The organism is Achromobacter denitrificans NBRC 15125 (assembly GCF_001571365.1).
Lineage (GTDB): Bacteria > Pseudomonadota > Gammaproteobacteria > Burkholderiales > Burkholderiaceae_B > Achromobacter > Achromobacter denitrificans.
Window position 1 is genome coordinate 159,914 of record NZ_BCTQ01000010.1, and the last position, 20,431, is coordinate 180,344.

A 20,431-nucleotide genomic window follows, 5' to 3' on the forward strand; every position below is an offset into this window, starting at 1 on the left:
GGCGAGCGAAATGTATCACGGCACACTGTGTATTTGTACAGTATTTTGATGTGCCGTCCCTGAATTTTTTTCTCAAGGCGCGGCCGGTTGTGGAAAACCCTAGCGCCCGTGGCATTGCCGGATCGCGGGCCTGCCTCTAATATTTTCGAAAATCCTGTTTGTTTTATAAAAGAGGCAAGGGATGGAAGCGAACCGCTACGACGCCTACCGCGAAAACGTCGCCGGGCGAGCCAATGTGGCCGACTCTCCGGAGCGGGTGGCCTATTACGAAGCGCTGGCTCGGCTGGAGACGGGCGCGTTGTGGACGGTGGCGAACAAGATCGAGCCCTGGGCGCCGCGGTCCGCGTCGGTGCCGGTGGTGTGGCGCTACCGCGACCTGCGCGGCCACGTGCTCCGTTCGGCGGAGCTAGTGTCGCCGGAAGAAGCGGGCAGGCGGGTGATCTATCTCAACAATCCCGGCCGCCGCGACGTGGCCGCGGCGGTGGGCTGGCTGTATTCCGGCCTGCAGGTAATGCAGCCCGGCGAACTGGCGTCGGCGCATGCGCATTCCCATTCCGCGCTGCGTTTCATCATGGAAGGCCGAGGCGCGTTCACGGTGGTGGACGGCCACAAGATGACGCTGGGCGCGAACGACTTCGTGCTGACGCCCAACGGCACCTGGCACGAGCATGGCGTGGCCGAGGATGGCACCACCTGCATCTGGCAGGACGGCCTGGACATTCCGCTGGTCAATGCGCTGGAGGCGGGCTTCTACGCGGTGCACCCCGACCTGAACCAGGCCGTCACGCATCCGGTGGACGACACCAGCGCCGCCTGGGGCAACGCGGCGCTGCGGCCGCAGGTCTCCGGCTGGACCAAGCCCTATTCGCCGCTGTTCAAGTATGAATGGGAGCCCACCTACGAAGCGCTGCGGCGCTACGCTCGCACCACCGAGGGCAGCCCCTACGACGGCGTGCTGCTGGATTACGTGAACCCCGCGACGGGCGGCCCGGTCATGCCCACCATCGGCGCCAGCATGCAGATGCTGCGCCCGGGCGAGCACACCAAGGCGCACCGCCACACCGGCAGCTTCATCTACCAGGTGGCCAAGGGCAGCGGCTTTTCCGTCATCGACGGCAAGCGCTACGACTGGACCGAACGCGACATTTTCTGCGTGCCGTCCTGGGCGATGCACGAGCATGCCAACCTGTCGTCCAGCGACGACGCCTGCCTGTTCTGTTTCAACGATCTCCCGGTGCTCCGGTCGCTGGCGTTGTACCGCGAGGAAGCGCTCGCGGAGAACGGCGGCAGGCAGACGCTGGCCTGATTCCTTCCGCCCGGCGCCGCCGGGCCCGACGCAACCCTGACTGGATTCTTGGAGCAACTATGCGCTTGGTAACGTTTCGCGCTCATCCCGCCGCCGCCGCCCGCCTGGGGGCGCTGGCCGACGGCTATGTGGTGGACCTGGCCCTGCTGGGGCAGAACGCGGGCGTGGAGCTGCCCGCCGACATGCTGGATTTCATCGACCTGGGCCCGGTTGCCGTGGAGCAGGCGTCGCGCCTGATGGAGGCGCACCGCGGCGCGTGGCCGGTGGGCACCGCGTTGCCCCAGGAGAACGTCAAGCTGCTGGCGCCGATTCCGCGTCCCCGCAAGAACATCTTCGGCATCGGCCTGAACTATGTGGAGCACGTGGCCGAGTCCAGCCGCACGCTGGATACCTCGGCGGACCTGCCCAAGCAGCCCGTCATCTTCTCCAAGCCGCCCACCACCGTCATCGGCCCGGGCGACGCCATCGAGCACAACGCGAAGATCACCCAGCAACTGGACTGGGAAGTGGAGCTGGCGGTCATCATGGGCCGCCGCGCCTCGCGGGTGGCGGAAGCGGATGCGCTGTCGTACGTGTTCGGCTATAGCGTCATGCTGGACATGAGCGCGCGCGACTGCCGCCGCGCGGGCCAGTGGATCTACTCCAAGGGGCAGGACACCTATGCGCCGTTCGGCCCCTGCATCGTGACGGCCGACGAGATTCCCGATCCGCAGGTGCTGGACCTCTGGCTCACGGTGAACGGCGAAAAGAAGCAGGGCTCCAATACCCGCCACATGCTGTTCAAGGTGCCTTTCCTGATTTCCGACATCAGCGCCGGCATCACGCTGGAGCCGGGCGACATCATCGCCACCGGCACGCCGGAAGGCGTGGGCGCGGGCCGCAAGCCGCAGGAATGGCTGTGGCCGGGCGACGTGGTGGTGGCGTGCGTGGAAGGCATCGGCACGCTGCGCCACCCCGTGGTGGCGGTGTAGCATCGTCGCGGGCGCGTTCGCGCGCCCGCGCCTGGAGCCAGCATTGAAGCCGAGAATCAAAAACCTGCTAGACGATGAGCCCGGCGCGGACGGGATCGCGGCGGTCGAGGAAATCACCCTGTCGGAGCAGGTCTATCGCCTGCTTCGGCGCGACATCATGGGCGGCGCGTTCGCGCCGGGCCAGTCGTTGCGGCTGGAGTCGCTGAAGCAGCGCTACGGCAGCAGCTTTTCGCCGATCCGCGAAGCCTTGAACCGGCTGCGCAGCGAGCGCATGGTGGTGGCGACGACCTCGCGCGGATTCCGCGTGGCGCCGCTGTCCGTCGAGGAACTGTGGGACGCCTGCGAAACCCGCATCCTGATCGACTGCGACGCGCTGCGGCGTTCGCTGGCCAATGCCGGCGACGCCTGGGAGGCGCGGCTGGTGGGCGCCTACCACGCTTTGACGCTGGCCGCGCAACGCGCGGCCGAGTCCATCGTGCTCAACCCGGAGCTGGAAGACGCGCTGGAAGCGCGGCACCAGGATTTCCACCACGCGCTGATCGGCGCGTGCCGTTCGCCGTGGCTGCTGGACCTGTCGGCGCAACTGTATGCGCAGACCGAGCGCTACCGGCGTCCGGCGCGCGCCGGCGTCACGGCCTACGGGCCGCAGCGCAGCGTGGACCAGGAGCATCGCCTGCTGCTGGAAGCGGCCGTGTCCCGCGATGCGGACCGGGCGGCCGCCACGCTGGCCGCGCACTACCGCAAGACCGCGCAATTCATCGAGCAGGTCCTCGGCCAGGCCGGCAGGCAGGCCGCCAACGCCTGATGGCGTAAGCTTGGCCCATGGCCGACCTGAAACTCCTCGAAGACCTGATAGCCCTGGCGCGGACCGGCAGTTTCGTGCGCGCGGCCGAGTTGCGCCACGTCACGCATCCCGCATTCGGCCGGCGCATCCGCGCGCTGGAGGCCTGGGCCGGCGCGCCCCTGGTCGAACGCCAGCGGCAGCCCGTGGTCCTGACCGGCGAGGGCGAGGCCCTGCTGAAAACGGCGGTGCAGGTGGTGGAGCAGATGGGGCAGGTGCGCCATCGCATTCGCAGTTCGAGCGCGGGCGGCGAAGCCGTGTTGCGCATCGCCACCGGCCGCAGCCTTGCGCGCACGCTGGTGGCGGACTGGATCGCGCGCTTGCGGCTGCGCGCGCCCAAGGTGTTGTCGGAGGGCACCCAGGTGGAACTGTCCACCGGCATGATGCAGGACATGGCCGCCCGGCTGGAACAGGGCAAGGTGGACCTGCTGTGCTGTTACGAGCATCCCGCGCTGTCGGTGCAGCTCAGCCCCGGCCGCTACCGCTACATGACGCTGGGCACCGACAAGCTGGTGCCCGTGAGCCAGGCGGATTCGCGCGGACGCGCCCGCTACGCCCTGCAAGAGGGCGGGCATTCCGCGCCGCTGATCACCTATGCGGGCGGCCTGGCGATGGAGCGCATCGTCGGGGACCGCCTGGAAACCACGCCTTATGCCCTGACGCCGTTCCTGCGCAGCGATTCGCTGGACGCCGCCCACGGCGCCGTGGCCAAGGGGTTGGGCGTGGCCTGGCTGCCCTGGTCCATGGTGGCGGCGGATTGCCGCCGGGGCGCGTTGGCCGCCCTGGGCGGACGCAGCGACGAAATCGCCTTCGAGGTCCGGCTGTACCGGTCGCGCGCGCGGCTGGCGGACCTGGCCGAGGCGGTCTGGGAAGCCACCGCGAACCGCAAGGCCTGAGGCGCGGCCTCGCGCCCCATCCTGGGGCATGAACCCAATCGGCACTGCAATATGCCGATTCGGCACGGGCCGGCATTGCCGGGAGGCCGAGAATAGCTCCCGACACTTCACAACGAGACGGCGACGCCGTCCAAGCCAGCACCCCAGGGAGAAAACCATGAAATCCGTCCAGCATCCGCTGCGCGGCGCGCTCGCCGCGCTCTGCGCCACCGCCGCCCTCGCCATTTCGCCGTCCGCGCACGCCGATTACCCCGACCGCGCCATTTCGCTGGTGGTGGGCTATCCCGCCGGCGGCAGCGTGGACCTGACCGCTCGCCTGTTCGGCGAAGAGCTGGCCAAGCGCCTGGGCCAGAGTGTCGTGGTCGAGAACGTGGGCGGCGCCGGCGGCACCATCGGCGCGCAACGCGTGGCGCGCGCCGCGCCCGACGGCTATACGCTGCTGCTGGGCTCCACCAACGAAATGGTGATTGCCAGCATGATCAACAGCGCGGTCAAGTACGACAGCGTGAAGGATTTTTCGGCGCTGGGCGTGATCGCCTCGCAGCCCATGCTGCTGGCCGCCAGCAAGAATTCCGGCGTGAAGACGGCGGCCGAATACCTGCAGAAGCTGCGCGGCGCCGCGCCGGGCAGCTTCAACTACGGTTCGTCGGGCGTGGGCACCACCCTGCACCTGGCCGGCGAGATGATCAACCAGTCCACCGCCACGCGGGCCGAACACGTGCCGTACCGCGGCGTGGCGCCGCTGGTGACCGACCTGATGAGCGGGCAGCTGGACTACGGCATGCTGGTGCTGTCCTCGGGCCTGCCCCAGGTGCGCGGCGACAAGATCGTGGCGCTGGGCGTGACCGAGAAGAAGCGGTCGCCGGTGGCGCCGGACCTGCCGGCGCTGGCCGAGACGCCGGGATTCGAATCGGTCGACATCAGCGTCTGGTTCGCGCTGTACGGTCCGGCGGGCCTGCCCGAGCCGGTGGCGTCCAAGCTGCGCGCCGCGCTGGCGGAAACGCTGAAGTCGGAGCAGTTCCGCGCCAAGATGCAGGAAGCCGGCGGCCAGCTGGCCCAGCCCGGCCTGGACCCGGTGGCCTACCAGGCCGACGAAACCAAGAAGTACGGCGCCCTGGTCAAGGCCGCCAAGATCGAAGCCCAGTAAGCGCGGCAAGGCGCGCGGCACAACCTCAGCGGACGACGTTTCATGGAATTCAAGCTTTCCGTTCCCGACCTGGGCGCCGAGCGCGCCGGCAACACCGGCACGCCGGGCGTGTGGCACTTCGATTCGGGCGTGCCCGGACGCGCGCTCATGGTGTCGGCGCTGGTGCACGGCAACGAACTGTGCGGCGCCTGGGCGCTGAAGGACCTGCTGGCGTCCGGCTTGCGCCCGCGCCGCGGCAGCCTGACGCTGGCCTTCTGCAACCTGGACGCGTTCGATCGCTTCGACCTCGCCAGCCACGACGCGTCGCGCTTCGTGCAGGAGGACATGAACCGGGTCTGGAGCGCCGAGCGCCTGGAGGATGCCGGCACCGCCGATCGCCGGCGCGCCGCGGCCCTGCGCCCCTGGGTCGAGCGGGCGGACTGGCTGCTGGACCTGCATTCCATGCACGAGCCGGGCGAACCGCTGTTGCTGACCGGGGTCCTGCCCCGCAATATCGCGCTGGCGCAGCGCCTGAAGGCGCCGCGGCACGTGATCGTGGATGCGGGCCACAAGGACGGCGTGCGCATGCGCGATTTCGCGCAGTTCGGCGATCCCGCCGGGCAGGCCTGCGCACTGCTGATCGAATGCGGTTTCCATGGCGACCCGGCTTCGCGCGACGTGGCCCGCGACATGGTGGCGCGCATGCTGCTCGAATCCGGCGTTGCCGATGCGGCGGACCTGCCGGCGGGCTGGCTGCGGGAAGACCCTGCAGGCCAGCGCGTGCTGGAAGTCACCGATGCCGTGGTCGCGCCGTCGATGGACTTGCGCTTTTCCGAGGACTGGACCGGGCTGGAGACGCTGGAGCGGGCGGGAACGGTGCTGGGCTGGGCCGACGGCCAGCCCATCGTCACGCCCTACGACCGGTGCACCCTGGTCATGCCCTCGCTACGCCAGCTCAAGCCCGGCGTAACCGTCGTCCGCCTGGCGCGCGACTACGCGGGCTGAGCGGGGGCAGCAAGCGCGTGGCGCGCGGCGTGGGGGCCCTTTTCCCCGCCGGGCCGCCCCAAGGGGAAAACGCCCCCTCGGGGGGCAGCTAGCATGCGCAGCATGCGCGGCGTGGGGGCCCTCACTTTTGAGGTGTGTAGCGCAACTCGTCCAACTGGTAGCCCTGCGCCTTCGCCGCTGCCAGCGCCTTGTCCAGTTCTTCCTTGGGCAGCTGCGGCGAGCGCGACAGGATCCACAGATACTTCCGGTCGGGCGTGCCCACCACCGACCAGCGGTAGTCGGGGTCCAGGCCGATCACCCAGTAATCGCCCTTGAACGGCTTGGCGAACGAGACTTCGAGCTTGGCGTTATTGCTGCCGTCCACCACCGTCGCGGACCCCGAGGCGGCGTCGATGTCTCCGTCCTTGGTGCGGCAGCGGTTGTTCACGCCGACGGTGCCGTCGGTGTGCAGGGTGTACTCGGCGGTCGTGTCCCCCACGCAATCGCGCTGGTAGAACATGGGGAAATTCGCGATCTCGTACCACATGCCGGCGTAGCGTTTCAGGTCCACCGACTCCACGGTCTGCATGGGCGGCGCGGCATGGGCGATCCCCGCCATGCCGGCGGCCAGGGCCAGCAGGATTGTTGCGGTGCGGCGCATGGGGAAAACCTCCTGGTGTGACAGAGCCGTCCGCGCCGCCCGGAGGCGGCGCGGACCAAAACCCTAACGATACGCCTTATTCGACGCGCCTTACTTGCGCGGGGCCTTCAGGGCCTCGTGGTAGCGGGCGACGTAAGTGTCGAAATCTTCCGTGTCGGCCTGCTCCAGGCGCAGTTGCTCCGCCACCGATTGCGCGGCGGCCTGCTCGTAGGCCGAGGCCAGGTCCGCCGGCAAGGCCTGCGCGCGCAGCGTGTCCGCATGCTTGCGGCTCAGTTCCAGCGAATAGTCGTGGAAGGACAGGCCGCTGTCGCTCAGCGCGGCCAGCAGGCGGGCCGACGGCGTGGAGTCCGGCTGGTCCAGCTTGGCGCGCTGCGCCTCCAGCGCCTCGGCATAGGCGCTGCCGCCCAGGGCCGAGTCGAACAGCGCGGCATAGGGCGCGATCTGGTCCAGCAGTTCGTGGCCCCACTGGGCCAGGCCGATGGGCTGGCCTTCGCGGTCGAGCATGAGGCCGGGCTTGCGGCCTTCCTTGACGACGGTGGAGAAATTGTCGGCGCTGCGTTGACAGTAGCCGTTGGCGGGGAAGAAGGGGCTGTCGGACGCGGTGCAGAACAGCAGGAACGCGTCGACGAAGCGGCTGGTGGTGGCGTCGATGCCCACCGGCGAGTTCGGGTCGATGTCCAGGCAGCGTACCTCGACGTACTGCACGCCGCGCTCGGTCAGCGCCGTGATGGGGCGTTCGCAGCGGCCGGTGGCGCGCTTGGGGCGGATGCTGGAGTAGTACTCGTTTTCGATCTGCAGCACGTTGGTATTGAGCTGGATCCATTCGCCGTCGCGGTGGGTGCCGATCTTCTGGTAATCGGGCCAGGGTTGCGTCACGGCGTCGTACAGCCGGCCCAGGAAGGTGTCCAGGTCGTTGTAGCAGAGCTTGAGCGACGACTGCGCCTTGTTCTGGTAGCCCAGGTCGCTCATGCGCAGGCTGGTGGCGTAGGGCAGGTACAGCGTGCTGTCGTCGAGTTTGCGCAGCGGATGCTCGCGGCCCCGCAGGAAATCGCTGGACAGCGCCGGGGCCGCGCCGAACAGGTACATCAGCAGCCAGGAATAGCGGGTGAAATTGCGGATCAAGCCGATATAGCCGCGGGAGCGGCGGTCCTGGGCGGAGCCGGGCTGTTGATCCAGCACGGACCACAGGTCTTCGGCGAGCGAGAAGTTGTAGTGCACGCCGGCGATGCACTGCATCGTCTTGCCGTAGCGCACGGCCAGGCCGCGGCGGTACACGTGCTTGAGCATGCCGGTATTGGACTTGCCGTACCAGGCGATGGGGATGTCGGCCTCGGGCGGCAGGGTGGCGGGCATGGACTGATTCCAGATCAGTTCATGGTCCAGCACGCCGTAGACGTGGCGGTGGGTGTTGGTCAGCTCTGCCAGCAGCGCATCGACGTCCGTATGGGTGCCCGTGATGAGTTCGAGCAGGGATTCGGAGTAGTCGGTAGTGACGTGCTCGTTGGTCAGCGCCGAGCCCAGGCCGGCGGGGTGCGGCGTGCGGGCCAGCAGGCCTTGCTCGTCCACGCGCAGGCCTTCTTTCTCGATGCCCCTCAGGGTCTGGGTCAGCAGCGAGCGGTTGGCCTCTAGGCGGGTGAGTCGGTTGGCGGCGGTATCGGTCACGGATTCTTCTCGTTGGGGGCTGTTGGCGGATTTTACGGGGTGCCAGCCTCCTGTGCCGAGGGAGTCAATACTGGGGACATGGACAATGCCTGCGCGGTGCGGGCCAGCCACTCGTCCAGGTCGGCGTAGACCGGATCGGCGATCGGCGCGGTTTCGTTGAAAATCTCGTGCCAGGCGGTGTCGTACCAGCGCAGCGTCAGCAGTTCGGCGGGCGCCCGCTGGGCGAACTGGCGGCTGCCTTCGGCGGCGACGATGGAGTCGTCCCCGGCCACCATCAGCAGGGTGCGGCAGGGCAGCAGCGGGGCCTCCCGCAAGGCCGCGCGGCCGCCTTCGTCCACGAAACGGGCCAGCCGGCCCGTCATGCGGCGGCGCACCAGCGGATCGGAACGGTAGGCCTGCACCACGGCCCGGTCGTGCGAGATCCGGGCCGGCGCCATCCCGTGGGGCACCCGCAGGTCCGGCGCATGCAGCGACATCCAGGTCAGCGTGCGGCGGACCCACAAGGGAACGTTGACGACGAAGGGCGGCGAACTGAGCACCAGCGCGTCGACGTCGGCCAGGCCGCGCTGGGCGATCCGCACCGCGACCAGGGCGCCCAGGCTGTGGCCGAGCAGGACGGGCGGGCGTCCCTGGGCCGCCGTCCAGGCCTGGAGCCGGTCGGCGGCGTCGATCACCAGGTCGTCCTCGCGTTTCAGGGTGGCGGGCCGCCCGCCCGAATGGCCGTGGCCCCGGTGGTCATGGGCGCCCACGGTCCAGCCGCGGGCCGTCAGCCAGCGCGCCAGCCGGTCGTAGCGGCCGGCATGCTCGCTCAGTCCGTGCAAGAGGTAGATACTGGGGTTGCCCGGCCCGAGGATGGGCGGGGGCGCATTGGGAGCGGCCGGCCAGACATAATTGGCCAAGGGCGTGCCGTCTGGCGCAGGGGTCATGGAAATCGGCGACAATTTCTGGCTTCCTCGAAATGAATAGACCATCGGGGTCTACGCTAATGACGATTTCATCGCTGTTTCGTTTCATGTTCAAGAAAGCTGGCGCGGTTGTCACGCTGGCGCTGCTGGTGGCGGCGTGCACGCCCAGTTACAACTGGCGCGAAGTGGACGTGGCCGACGGCCACGTGCGCGCGGCGTTTCCGGACCGGGTCATGACGGATACCCGGGACCTGAAGCTCGATACCCACACGCTGCGCTTCACCCTGGCCACCGCCAACGTGGGCGAGGCCGTTTTCGCCGTGGGCTCGGCCCCGCTGCCGCCGGACATCGCCGCGGACCCCGTGGCCAAGCGCGCGCTGGGCCTGGCGCTGATGCGCTCGCTCTACACCAATATGCAAGCCATGCCGCCGATGGAGTGGCCGCCCTACGGCGAAGTGATCGAGGTGCACGGCAAGGCCATGGGCAAGCCGGGATGGCTGCAGGCGAAGGTGTGGGTGACCGACACCATGTTGATCGAGGCGGTGGCGGCGGGCACGCAGGAAAGCCTGCCGGCCGAACGGGCGCGCGAGTTCCTGCGCTCGGTCGCCATCAAGCCGTGAAGGGGTCCAGCAGGCCCCGGCGCAGGGCCGCGACCACCGCGGCGCGCCGGCCCCGCACGCCGAGCCTGGCGCAGGCATTGCGCAGATGGAAATTCACGGTGCTTTCGCTCACGCCCAGGATGCGGGCGGTTTCCCAGCTGGTCTTGCCCATTGCGGCCCACCGCAGGCAGGCGGCCTGGCGGGCCGACAGGGCGTTGTGGCGGGGCGTGGCGGACATGGCGGGTGAGGGGCGGGCGGCTTTGTGGTTGACGGTTCGCTGCATGCTGCGTTCCGGGCCGGTCGCGCGGCAAGCAACGATGCATTGACGCATCAATCTTCCAATCTTTGACGGAATTAGTCGTATGGCGGCCATCGCCCTGTTCTATTTTTCAACCCTCGTGTTGATGCTCCCCCTGCTTTCCTGCGTCGGCATCGGGGCGTTGTGGGCCAAGCGCGATCTTCCGTTCGGCGGTTCCTTCATCACCACGCTGGTCACTTCGGTGACCACGCCGGCGCTGGTTTTCCATACCTTCGTCACGACCCATCTGGACGACCGCGCGCTGGCGGACGTGGCCGTGGCGACCCTGCTCGCGCTGCTGCTGTGCGGGTTGGTCTGCGCACTGTGGCTGAAAGTATGGAAGCTGCCGGTGCGCACGCTGTTGCCCACGGCCAGCCTGCCCAATGCCGGCAACCTGGGCCTGCCGATTTCGCAGATGGCGTTCGGCGACGCCGGCCTGTCGGTGGCGGTGGCGTTCTTCGCGGTGAACTCCTTCGTCATGCACACCCTGGCCGTGCGGCTGCTGCCGGGGGTCAATACCAAGGGCAGCTGGAAAAGCCCGATCCTCCTGGCCTCGGTGGTGGCGGTGGCATTGCGGATGCTGCATGTCCCGGTGCCCGATTGGATCGTCGAAACCTCGCGCATGCTGGGCGCGGTGACCGTGCCACTCATGCTGTTGAGCCTGGGCCATGCGCTGGCGCTGATTCCTTCCGGCGGGCTGCGCAACGGCGCCAAGGTCGCCGTCATGCGCCTGGTGGTGGGGCTGGCGGCGGGCCTGGCGGTGGTCTGGGCGCTGGACCTGGAGCCGGTGCTGGCTGGGGCGCTCAGCCTGCAGATGGCCATGCCCTGCGCGGTGGTCAGCTACATGTACGTGAAGCGCTATACGTCGGAAGGCGATACCGCCGCCGGCGCCGTGCTGGTGTCCACCGTCGCCTTCCTGCTGCTTGCGCCGGTGATGCTGTGGGTGTTGCGGTCGGCCTGAGGGCTCAGGCGACGCCCGCCATTTCCCGCAACTGGGCCATCAGCGCCTCGGGCAGTTCCACGCCGTGCTTGAGCGCCTCGTCGCGCAGCTTGCGGCGGCGGTCCCCGGGCAGGCGCACGCCTTCGTCCTCCAGCATCGCATCGACCAGGGTGTCGACGCGGTCCAGATAGGCCTCGTTGCCGGCCAGGGCGCCCGGATCGATGGCGAGGAAAGCCTGCCCCAGCCGCGCCGGGCCGCCGTCGTCGACGAAGAACGATTCGGTTTCGAAGCCGAAATGGGCGCCGGTCAGCGCGCAGGCCAGCAATTCGACGATGAGCGCCAGCATCGCGCCCTTGACCCCGCCCGCCGGCAGCATGCTGCCGGCCAGTCCGGCCTTGGGATCGGTGGTGGGCTGGCCCTCGGCGTCCAGCGCCCAGCCCAGCGGGATGGGCTGGTTGTCGCGGGCGGCGATCATCAGCTTGCCGCGCGCGACCTGCGACAGCGACAGGTCGATCAGGAGGCGCGCGCCGCCGCGGCGCGGGAACACCGCGGCGATGGGATTGGTGCCGAACAGGGGGCGTTTGCCGCCCCAGGCGGGCATGGCGGCCGGCGAATTGCTCAGCGCCAGCGCCACCAGGCCGGCGTCGGCCAGGGCTTCGAGGTGATAGGCGGCCGCGCCGAAATGGTGGCTGTTGGCGACGCCGACGAAGGCCACGCCGTGTTCGCGGGCCCGCGACGCGGCCTGTTCCACGGCCAGCGCGCAGGCGGGAAACGCCAGGCCCGAGCCGGCGTCGATCAGCGCCGCGCCGCCGCGTTCGTGCACGATGCGCGGCACGGCCGAGCCGATGGCGCGGCCGGCGCGCAGATGGCCGGCGTAGAACGGCACGCGCGACAGGCCATGGGAGCCGAGCCCCTGGCTTTCGGCGTAGACCAGCGCGCGGGCGGTGCTGTCCGCCATCGCGGGGTTGGCGCCCGCGGCCGCCAGTCCGGCCGCCGCGAGGTGTTGGAGTTCGTCCAGATAGATGTGAGCCATAGCCTTCTCGTCAGGGGGCGGAAGCCGCCGAATCCGCGGCGCCGCCGGTAAGGGCTATTGTCACACCGGCGGCCACCATGTCGGAAACGCGGGTGTTGGCTTCCTGCGTCAGTCCGGCGATGTGCGGCGTGAGGATCAGGTTGGGAGCGTCGGCCAGCGGACCGCCGGCGGGCAGGGGCTCCTCGTCGAACACGTCCAGCGCGGCGCCGCGCAATCGGCCGGCGCGCAGCGCGTCGGCCAGCGCCGCTTCGTCCACGATGCCGCCGCGCGAGGTATTGACCAGCACGGCGCCCGGCCGCATGCGGGCGATGCGGCCGGCGTCCAGCAGCCCGCGGGTGCCGGGCGTGAGCGGCAGGTGCAGCGTGACCGCATCCGCCTGCGCCAGCAGGGCCTCCAGCGGCAGCGGGGCCACGCCGCTTTCCTCCCAGGCGGGATGATCGGGCGGCAGCGCCGCGTCGCAGCCCACGACGCGCATGTCCAGGCCGCGCGCCAGGCGGGCGGCCAGCCGGCCGATGCCGCCGAAGCCCACGATGCCCAGCGTGCGGTCCTGCGCCTCCAGTCCTTGCGAGAGCGCATTGCGCGGCCACTGGCCCGCCGCGACGGCCGCCGTCGAGAAATAGGCGCCGCGCAGCAGCGCCAGCAGGGTGCCGATCACGTATTCGGCGACGGCGCGCGCGTTGGCGCCGGTGGCCGGCACCACCGCGATGCCGCGCGCGGCGCAGCCGTCCAGGTCGATGTTGTCCAGCCCCACGCCCAGGCGGCCCACGGCCCGCAGCCGCGGCGCCGCCCCGAGCAGGGCGGCGTCCACCCGGCTGCGGTTGCGCACGATCAGGCCGTCGGCCTCGCGCACCGCGTCGAGCAGCGCGTCGCGCCGCTCGACCAGGTCCGGCGCGTAGCGCACGTCGAACCGCTGGCGCAGCGCGTCGACCGCGGGCGCGTCCATGAATTCCGAGATGAGTATGCGCATCGGTTCGGGCTCCCGGGTCAGGCAATCTGGATGTTGGCGTCGCGGATGATCTTGGCCCAGCGCTCCACCTCGGATTTCAGGTACGCGCTGAACTCCTCCGGGCCGCGCGGCTGCGGGATGAAGCCCAGCTGCAGCAGCGCCTGCTTCATGGCCGGCTGCGAAACCTGGGCGACGATCGCGTTGCCGATGCGCTTGACGAGTTCGGGCGGCGTGCCCGCGGGCGCCAGCACGCCGGTGAAGTTTTCCACGATCAGGTCGGGCAGCCCGGCTTCCTTTACCGTGGGCACGTCGGGCAGGTCGACGCTGCGTTCGCGGGTGGTGATGGCCAACGCGCGCAGCGAGCCGTTCTTCACGTGGGACAGCGATTCGGGATAGTTGGAGAACACCACGTCCAGGTGCCCGCCGATCAGATCCGTGAGGGACGGCGCGCCGCCTTTGTATGGGATATGCATCATGGGCAGCCCGGTGATCTTCTGATAGAGCGCCAGGGTCAGGTGCGGGGGCGTGCCGTTGCCGCTGGACCCGGCCGACAGCGATTTCGCGCGGGCGGCCTTCGCCAGGTCGGCCATGCTCTTGATGTCGCTCTTGGCGTTCACCACCACCATGATGGGCGAGGAGGCGAGCCCGGCCAGAGGTGTCAGGTCCCGGGTCAGGTCATAGCCGGCCTTGCCGGCGAAGAGCGTGACGTTGGCCGCGTGCGTAAGGGTGATGGCCAGCCAGGAGTAGCCGTCGGGCGCGGCATGGGCGACATGCGCCGCGCCGATGTTCGCGCTGCCGCCAGGCTTGTTTTCCACCACCACGTTCCAGCGTTCGGCGTCGCTCAGCGCCTTGCCCACCTGGCGCGCGGCCACGTCGGTCAGGCCGCCGGGCGGGAAGGGGACCACGTAGTTGATGGGCCGCTCGGGCCAGGCGCCTTTCTGCGCCAGCGCGGCTTGCCACGGCGCCAGGGCGCCGAGGCCGGCGGCGCCGAAGAGGGCGAGCAGGCGCCGGCGTTGCGCGGCGTCGGGGGTGAGATCGTGTTCGCTACTCATCTGTCTTCCTCCTTGGGTGGCGCCCGGGTAGGAATGCAACCGCCTGTGCTGCCGTGGCGTGATTCGCCCGAGTCTGCTGGTGTTGTTGCGATGGTGCTGCGGGATGATGCCGAGGACATGACGACGCGTCCGCAATCCTCCGTGCGGACGCGCCGGGGCAATGCGCGCGGGATCAGGCGCTTTCGAAGATCCGCGTCAGGACGAACTCGCGATGGCCAAGCGCTTCGGCGGCGGTCCAGCGGCCGTTGGCCGTGGCCAGCATGCATTCCAGCAGCTTGTCGCCGGCCTGGCCCAGGTCGATCTCGCGTTGCAGCAGGCCGCTGGTATCCACGTCGATGTGTTCGGACATGGTCCGCACGGTGCGGGGATTGGCGCAGATCTTGATGACCGGCAGGATGGGATTGCCGATCACGTTGCCCTGGCCGGTGGGGAAGAAGTGCACCGCGTAGCCCGAGGCCGCGCACAGGGTCACCATTTCGGCCGCCGCGGAGGAAGAGTCCATGAACCACAGGCCCGGGCCGTCGGGGATCTCGGCCTTGTCGATCACGCCGTCCACGCGGCATTGCTTGCCGATCTTCTGGATGTTGCCCAGCGCCTTTTCCTCGATGGTGGTCAGGCCGCCCGCGATATTGCCCTTGGTGGGCTGGGACTCCGACAGGTCGCTCGTCTTCCAGCGATCGATCATGGCCTGGTAGCGGTTGAACATGAACATGAAGCGCTCGCGCACCGCGTCGTTGGCGCAGCGCTCGGCCACGATGTGCTCGCCGCCGGTCAATTCCGAGGTTTCGCCGAACACCAGCGTGGACCCCAGGGCGTAGAGCTTGTCGAAGGCGTTGCCGACGGTGGGGTTGGCGCCACAGCCCGAGGTGGTGTCGGATTCCCCGCATTTGGTGGAGACCCAGAGGTCGGCGATGGGGCATTCGCTGCGCCCGAGCGCGGTGGCGTAGTGCACGAATTCCTTGGCGCAGCGCGAGGCGCGCATGATGGTGTCGTGGTCGCCGTGCAGCTCGATGCTGAATCCCATGACGGGCTTGCCGGTGGCGGCGATGCCGTCGACGACGCGCTTGGTCCAGCCTTCCTCGATGCCGATCACCACCACGGCGGCGACGTTGGGATTGCAGCCGGTGCCGATGAGGGTGCGGAAGTGCAGCTCCAGGTCCTCGCCGAACTGGAGGCGGCCGTAAGGATGGGGCAGGGCGAGCGTGCCCTTGATGTTGTTGGCCACGGCTTCGGCCGCGGCGTTGGAGATGTCGTCCACGGGCAGGACGATGACGTGGTTGCGGACGCCGACGCGGCCGTTGTCGCGGCGGTAGCCCTGGAAGGTGGTCGAGGCGGTGATGACGGACATGGTGGTTTCCTGTGCGAGGTGGAGGGCTTACCAGCGCTTGGTCTTGATGTTGTGCACATGGGCGTGCTGGCCGGCCTCGATGGGCTGCACCACGCGGCCGATGTCGACGCCATACTTGAAGACGGTGTCGCCGACCGCCATGTCTTTCATCGCCACCTTGTGGCCGATCGGGATGTCCTGCGACGCGCGCACGTGGATGATCTTGTCCTCATCCATGATCCAGGCGTTCAGCTCCGTTCCGGCGGTAACGCCTTCCACCACGGCGACCGCCACCGTGTCCTTCGCATCGTGCAATACGGCGTGAATCATTTGTCTTCCTCTCTTTGGCTGGGGCGCCTGCCGGACGCGGCGGACGCGGATGCACCCTGGGGCCAGGAAATCTTATGACCGCCATTCTTCCATGTCAACTAAATCATATATATGAATTGTATGACTTGAGCGGACTTCGGGCCCGCCGCTACACTGTGGGCTCCCGATTTATTGCGATGCACCCATGAACACCAGCCTGTCATCGACTGTGCCGCTCGGCAGTCCCTTGTATGCGCAGGTCAAGCAGGCCGTGCTGGCCGCGCTGGCGCAAGGCGAGTGGAAGCAGGGCGAGGCGATCCCGCCCGAGAAACTCCTGGCGGAACGCTTCGGCGTCTCCATCGGCACCTTGCGCAAGGCGATCGACGAGCTGGCCGCCGAGAACATCCTGGTGCGGCATCAGGGCCGCGGCACCTATGTGGCGGTGCATACGCGCAACCACCATTTCTTCAAGTTCTTCCGCATCGTCCGGCAGGACGGAAACAAGTCCTATCCGACGACCGAGCTGCTGCGTTTTCGCCGCCAGCGGGCGTCGGCCGTCGCGCGCGAAAAGCTGAACCTGCCCGCGGGCGCGATGGTGTTCGAGTTTTCCAACGTGCTGTCGCTCAACGGCGACGTGGTCATGATGGACGAGCTTTGCCTGCCGGAGGCGTGCTTTCCCGGCATGACCGAAGCGCACCTGCGGGAGCGCGCCAGCACGCTGTACGCGCTCTACCAGGACGTTTTCGGCGTGAACGTGATCGCGACCGACGAACGCCTGCGCACCTGCCTGGCCGAGGCCGCGCAGGCGCGCGCGCTCGGCGTGGCGGAAGGCAGCCCCTTGCTGGAGATCCGCCGGGTCGCCTTTTCGTACAAGCGGCAGCCGGTGGAATGGCGGATTTCGCGCGTGAATACCGAGCGCTACGAGTACCTGGGCCAGGAGCCCTGGGAGGCCGGCGCCTGACCGCCGGGCAGGCCGGGCCGGCGAGGCCCGGCCGCCGCCTGCTACTGCGCCGCGCGCAAGCAGTGCTAGAATTCTTGCCGCAGTATCCAAAGTTTCGGCGCCGATTTGCCTGATCCGCTTGCGGGCGCCTTCCAATAAATCCAGCTAAAGAGGTCCGTATGACCACTCCTGCCCAGAATTTGGCCGGTGATCCGGCCAGCGGGTTCGTACCCGCACCCGTCACGCCTTCCGAAGCCGCTGATCCCGGTTCCGTCGGCCTCGTCGCTCCCACCTTCATCCGATTCGATGAGCCGCTGCGTTTGTCCAGCGGGCAGTCGCTGGCGGCCTACGAGCTCGCGGTGGAAACCTACGGCACGCTCAACGCCCAGCGCAGCAACGCCGTCCTGATCTGCCACGCGCTGAATGCCTCGCACCACGTGGCGGGCAAGGCGGCCGACAACCCCACCGACCTGGGCTGGTGGGACAACATGGTCGGCCCCGGCAAGCCGGTGGACACCAATGTGTACTTCGTGATCGGGGTCAACAACCTGGGTTCGTGCTTCGGCTCGACCGGCCCGGCCAGTATCAATCCCGAAACCGGCAAGCCCTGGGGCGCCGCCTTTCCGGTGCTGACCGTGGAAGACTGGGTCCAGGCGCAGGCGCGCGTGGCCGACCATTTCGGCATCGAGCGCTTCGCCGCCGTGATGGGCGGATCGCTGGGCGGCATGCAGGCGCTGAGCTGGGCCATCACGCTGCCCGACCGCGTGGCCAACTGCGTGGTGATCGCCAGCACGCCGCGGCTGTCGGCGCAGAACATCGGCTTCAACGAGGTGGCGCGCCGCGCCATCATCACCGATCCGGATTTCCACGGCGGCGACTACTACGCGCAGGACGCCGTGCCGCGCCGCGGCCTGTCGGTGGCGCGCATGCTCGGCCACATCACCTACCTGTCCGACGACGACATGGCCGAGAAGTTCGGACGCGCCCAGCGCGCGCCCGCCGAGAACGGCGCCTACCGCTATGGCTACGACGTCGAGTTCGAGGTCGAGTCGTACCTGCGCTACCAGGGCGAGAAGTTCACCCGCTATTTCGACGCCAACACCTATCTGCTGATCACCCGCGCGCTGGATTATTTCGATCCGGCCCGCAACACCGGGGGCGACCTGGCCCGCGCGCTGGCGCCGGCCAAGGCCGACTTCCTGCTGGTGTCGTTCTCGACCGACTGGCGCTTCCCGCCGGAGCGTTCGCGCGAAATCGTGCGGGCGCTGCTGAAGAACGCCAGCCCGGTGACCTACGCCGAAATCGATGCCCCGCACGGCCACGACGCCTTCCTGCTGGAAGACGCCCGCTACCATGCCGTGGTGCGCGGCTACTACGAACGCATCGCGCGCGAGCTGGGCCTGGGCGCCGCGGTCCAGAACGAAGGACGCTCCGAATGACTCCCGTGACTCCCCGCCACGCGCATACCGCCCTGCGGCCCGACCTGGCGCGCATCGCCAGCTGGATCGAGCCGGGCAGCCGCGTGCTGGACCTGGGCTGCGGCGACGGCGCGCTGCTGGCGCACCTGCGCGACCATCGCCAGGTGCGCGGCGCCGGCGTGGAGCTGGACGATACCTGCGTCATCGCCTGCGTGCGCCGTGGCGTCGAAGTCATCCAGCAGAACCTCGAAGACGGCCTGGCCCTGTTCGACGACAAGCAATTCGATACCGTGGTGCTGTCGCAGACCCTGCAATCCATGCACCGCACCGAGCACATCCTGCGGGAAATGGCGCGGGTGGCGCGCTTCGGCGTGGTTTCGTTCCCCAACTTCGGCTACTGGCCGCACGGCTGGTCCATCCTGCGCGGCCGCATGCCGGTGACGGGCCAGATGCCCTACCAGTGGTACAACACGCCGAACATCCACCTGTGCACCCTGCGCGATTTCGAGCAACTGGCCGGCGAATTGCGCCTGGACATCCTGGAACGCGCCACCTTCAACGAAGGGCGCGAGGTGAAGTGCTTCCCCAGCTGGCGCAGCACCCTGGCGGTCTACCGGTTCGCGTCGCCCTGACATTCCGACACGCATCCTCGCGGCGGCGCGGGCGAACAGGCCCTAAAATGCCGCAAGCCCGCGGCGCCCGCCCCTAGCGCCGCGCGAGCGCGTCAGAGGAGACCGTCATTACCGCTGCATCCAACGTCTATACCAGCCCCCGCGTAGCCCCTTTGCTGGTCCTGGGCTTTGCCAGCGGATTGCCGCTGGCCCTGACCAGCGGCACTTTGCAGGCCTGGGCCACCGTGGAAGGCGTGCCGCTGCAGCAGATCGGTTTCCTGACCCTGGTGGGCACGGCCTACACCCTGAAGTTCCTCTGGGCGCCCTTCGTGGACCGCTACGTCCCGCCGCTGCTGGGCCGGCGGCGCGGCTGGATGCTGCTGACCCAGCTGTTGCTGGCCGTCGCCATCATGGCCATGGGCGCGCTGTCGCCGTCCTCGTCGCTGCAGCCGCTGGCGCTGCTGGCCGTGGCGGTGGCCTTTCTTTCCGCCACGCAGGACATCGCCTTCGACGCCTACTGCACCGACGTGCTGCGCAAGGAAGAGCGCGGCGCGGGCGCGGCCATCAAGGTCATGGGCTACCGGCTGGCGATGATCGTGTCGGGCGGGCTGGCGCTGATCCTGGCCGACCAATGGATAGGCTGGGGCAATACCTACGTGCTGATGGGCGGCCTGATGCTGCTGTGCGCGCTGGCCACGCTGTGGGCGCCCGAACCGGAGCACGTCGCCAGCGCGCCGCGCAACCTGCGGGCGGCGGTGGGCGAGCCGCTGCGCGAGTTCTTTACGCGGCGCGGCGCGCTGGCCGTGTTGCTGCTCATCGTGCTGTACAAGCTGGGCGACGCGTTCGCGGGCGCGCTGTCGACCACCTTCCTGATCCGGGGCGCCGGCTTCTCGCCCACCGAGGTGGGAACCGTGAACAAGGTGCTGGGGCTGGCCGCGACCATCGTCGGCGCGCTGGCCGGCGGCTCGGTCATGTCGCGCTGGGGCCTGTACCGGTCGCTGATGGCCTTCGGCCTGCTGCAGGCAGTGTCGAATCTGGCGTACTGGCTGATCGCCATCAGCCCGAAGAACCTCTGGTTGATGGCGACGGGGGTGGGGATCGAGAACCTGTGCGGCGGCCTGGGCACCGCCTCGTTCGTCGGGCTGCTGATGGCGCTGTGCCGCCAGCGCTTCTCGGCAACGCAGTTCGCCTTGCTGTCGGCGCTGTCGGCGGTGGGCCGAACCTATCTGGCCGGCCCGCTCACCCCGCCGCTGGTCGATTCCATGGGATGGCCGGGCTTCTTCCTGCTGACGGTGGTGATCGCCTTGCCCGGCCTGGTGCTGCTGAAGCTATTGCGCGGCACGATAGAAACCATGGAAAAGCAAGGCGATTCGTAGGATGGGTGGAGCGCGAGATCCTCTCCACGAGAACCCCGTTCTCCAGCGCGCGAAACCCATGCGGGGCCTGCTGCCCATGGCCGCATGGGTTCCGCGCGTTCGGCAGCTGCGTTCTGGCTTAAGAACTCTCGCGCTGCACCCATCCTACGGTTGCCCGGCAGGCCATGGTGCTTGCCCCACCTAGAAACCCTGGAAAAGCAAAGCGAGTCGTAGGATGGGTGGAGCGCGAG

The 20,431-nt window shown here is 68.7% G+C and carries 21 protein-coding genes and 1 riboswitch; of the genes, 12 read left to right on the forward strand and 9 right to left on the reverse strand.

Going from position 1 to position 20,431, the window contains the following annotated elements; genetic code table 11:
• Positions 1-181: 181 nt before the first annotated feature.
• From ADE01S_RS11180 to ADE01S_RS11205, 6 genes are all read left to right on the forward strand, one after another.
• A complete protein-coding gene (locus ADE01S_RS11180) occupies positions 182-1,306 on the forward strand; it encodes a cupin domain-containing protein (RefSeq protein ID WP_062681762.1) in 1,125 nt (374 codons plus the stop codon).
• A 59-nt stretch (positions 1,307-1,365) separates the two neighbouring features.
• Entirely contained in the window at positions 1,366-2,277 is a 912-nt protein-coding gene (locus ADE01S_RS11185) for a fumarylacetoacetate hydrolase family protein (RefSeq protein WP_062681763.1), read from the forward strand.
• A gap of 43 nt (positions 2,278-2,320) precedes the next feature.
• A complete protein-coding gene (locus ADE01S_RS11190) occupies positions 2,321-3,082 on the forward strand; it encodes a GntR family transcriptional regulator (RefSeq protein WP_062681764.1) in 762 nt (253 codons plus the stop codon).
• A 17-nt stretch (positions 3,083-3,099) separates the two neighbouring features.
• The gene (locus tag ADE01S_RS11195) at positions 3,100-4,014 is read left to right on the forward strand and encodes a LysR family transcriptional regulator (RefSeq protein ID WP_062681765.1); all 915 of its coding nucleotides are present in this window, start codon (positions 3,100-3,102) and stop codon (positions 4,012-4,014) included.
• Between the two features lie 157 nt (positions 4,015-4,171).
• Complete coding sequence (locus ADE01S_RS11200) at positions 4,172-5,161, forward strand: Bug family tripartite tricarboxylate transporter substrate binding protein (RefSeq protein WP_062681766.1); 990 nt, start codon at positions 4,172-4,174, stop codon at positions 5,159-5,161.
• Positions 5,162-5,203: 42 nt separating this feature from the next.
• Positions 5,204-6,145, forward strand: a complete 942-nt coding sequence (locus ADE01S_RS11205; protein ID WP_062681767.1) for a M14 family metallopeptidase — start codon at positions 5,204-5,206, stop codon at positions 6,143-6,145.
• A 121-nt stretch (positions 6,146-6,266) separates the two neighbouring features.
• Here the strand turns inward: ADE01S_RS11205 and ADE01S_RS11210 are convergent, their stop codons facing one another.
• The 3 genes from ADE01S_RS11210 to ADE01S_RS11220 all read right to left on the reverse strand — a co-directional run bounded on the left by ADE01S_RS11210 (position 6,267) and on the right by ADE01S_RS11220 (position 9,373).
• The gene (locus tag ADE01S_RS11210; protein WP_062681768.1) at positions 6,267-6,785 is read right to left on the reverse strand and encodes a lipocalin family protein; all 519 of its coding nucleotides are present in this window, start codon (positions 6,783-6,785) and stop codon (positions 6,267-6,269) included.
• Positions 6,786-6,875: 90 nt separating this feature from the next.
• On the reverse strand, positions 6,876-8,447 hold the full coding sequence (gene gshA / locus ADE01S_RS11215; protein ID WP_062681769.1) for a glutamate--cysteine ligase: 1,572 nt from the start codon (positions 8,445-8,447) through the stop codon (positions 6,876-6,878).
• Positions 8,448-8,479: 32 nt separating this feature from the next.
• A complete protein-coding gene (locus ADE01S_RS11220; protein WP_232482051.1) occupies positions 8,480-9,373 on the reverse strand; it encodes an alpha/beta hydrolase in 894 nt (297 codons plus the stop codon).
• Between the two features lie 59 nt (positions 9,374-9,432).
• Between ADE01S_RS11220 and ADE01S_RS11225 the strand changes: the two genes are divergently transcribed.
• Positions 9,433-9,972 carry a hypothetical protein gene (locus ADE01S_RS11225; RefSeq protein ID WP_062681771.1) on the forward strand — a complete coding sequence of 180 codons (540 nt, stop codon included), beginning with the start codon at positions 9,433-9,435 and terminating at the stop codon, positions 9,970-9,972.
• Here ADE01S_RS11225 and ADE01S_RS11230 read toward each other — a convergent pair.
• Positions 9,962-10,189 carry a helix-turn-helix domain-containing protein gene (locus ADE01S_RS11230; protein ID WP_062681787.1) on the reverse strand — a complete coding sequence of 76 codons (228 nt, stop codon included), beginning with the start codon at positions 10,187-10,189 and terminating at the stop codon, positions 9,962-9,964. The two genes, ADE01S_RS11225 and ADE01S_RS11230, sit on opposite strands and share 11 nt — an antisense overlap.
• Before the next feature lie 124 nt (positions 10,190-10,313).
• Between ADE01S_RS11230 and ADE01S_RS11235 the strand changes: the two genes are divergently transcribed.
• Complete coding sequence (locus ADE01S_RS11235) at positions 10,314-11,210, forward strand: AEC family transporter (protein WP_062681772.1); 897 nt, start codon at positions 10,314-10,316, stop codon at positions 11,208-11,210.
• Between the two features lie 4 nt (positions 11,211-11,214).
• On the opposite strand, the gene ADE01S_RS11240 is transcribed toward ADE01S_RS11235, so the two are convergent.
• The 5 genes from ADE01S_RS11240 to ADE01S_RS11260 form a co-directional block, all read right to left on the reverse strand.
• Complete coding sequence (locus ADE01S_RS11240; protein ID WP_062681773.1) at positions 11,215-12,222, reverse strand: Ldh family oxidoreductase; 1,008 nt, start codon at positions 12,220-12,222, stop codon at positions 11,215-11,217.
• Between the two features lie 10 nt (positions 12,223-12,232).
• Positions 12,233-13,189, reverse strand: a complete 957-nt coding sequence (locus ADE01S_RS11245) for a hydroxyacid dehydrogenase (protein ID WP_062681774.1) — start codon at positions 13,187-13,189, stop codon at positions 12,233-12,235.
• Between the two features lie 17 nt (positions 13,190-13,206).
• The gene (locus ADE01S_RS11250; protein WP_062681775.1) at positions 13,207-14,220 is read right to left on the reverse strand and encodes a Bug family tripartite tricarboxylate transporter substrate binding protein; all 1,014 of its coding nucleotides are present in this window, start codon (positions 14,218-14,220) and stop codon (positions 13,207-13,209) included.
• Positions 14,221-14,392: 172 nt separating this feature from the next.
• Positions 14,393-15,568: a UxaA family hydrolase gene (locus tag ADE01S_RS11255; protein ID WP_062681776.1), complete on the reverse strand. Its 1,176-nt coding sequence runs from the start codon at positions 15,566-15,568 to the stop codon at positions 14,393-14,395.
• Positions 15,569-15,595: 27 nt separating this feature from the next.
• On the reverse strand, positions 15,596-15,877 hold the full coding sequence (locus ADE01S_RS11260; protein ID WP_062681777.1) for a UxaA family hydrolase: 282 nt from the start codon (positions 15,875-15,877) through the stop codon (positions 15,596-15,598).
• Positions 15,878-16,061: 184 nt separating this feature from the next.
• Here ADE01S_RS11260 and ADE01S_RS11265 point away from each other — a divergent pair, with 184 nt between their 5' ends.
• The 4 genes from ADE01S_RS11265 (at position 16,062) to ADE01S_RS11280 (ending at position 20,201) form a co-directional block, all read left to right on the forward strand.
• Positions 16,062-16,817 (forward strand): GntR family transcriptional regulator, encoded by a 756-nt coding sequence (locus tag ADE01S_RS11265; RefSeq protein ID WP_062681778.1) that lies wholly within the window; start codon positions 16,062-16,064, stop codon positions 16,815-16,817.
• 87 nt (positions 16,818-16,904) lie between these two features.
• Positions 16,905-16,986: riboswitch (SAM riboswitch) on the forward strand.
• The gene (gene metX / locus ADE01S_RS11270) at positions 16,976-18,235 is read left to right on the forward strand and encodes a homoserine O-succinyltransferase MetX (RefSeq protein ID WP_062681779.1); all 1,260 of its coding nucleotides are present in this window, start codon (positions 16,976-16,978) and stop codon (positions 18,233-18,235) included. (Overlaps the previous riboswitch by 11 nt.)
• Entirely contained in the window at positions 18,232-18,846 is a 615-nt protein-coding gene (metW, locus tag ADE01S_RS11275; RefSeq protein ID WP_062681780.1) for a methionine biosynthesis protein MetW, read from the forward strand. Before metX ends, metW begins: the two co-directional genes overlap by 4 nt.
• 107 nt (positions 18,847-18,953) lie before the next feature.
• On the forward strand, positions 18,954-20,201 hold the full coding sequence (locus ADE01S_RS11280; RefSeq protein ID WP_062681781.1) for a muropeptide transporter: 1,248 nt from the start codon (positions 18,954-18,956) through the stop codon (positions 20,199-20,201).
• The last annotated feature ends 230 nt before the right edge of the window (positions 20,202-20,431 follow it).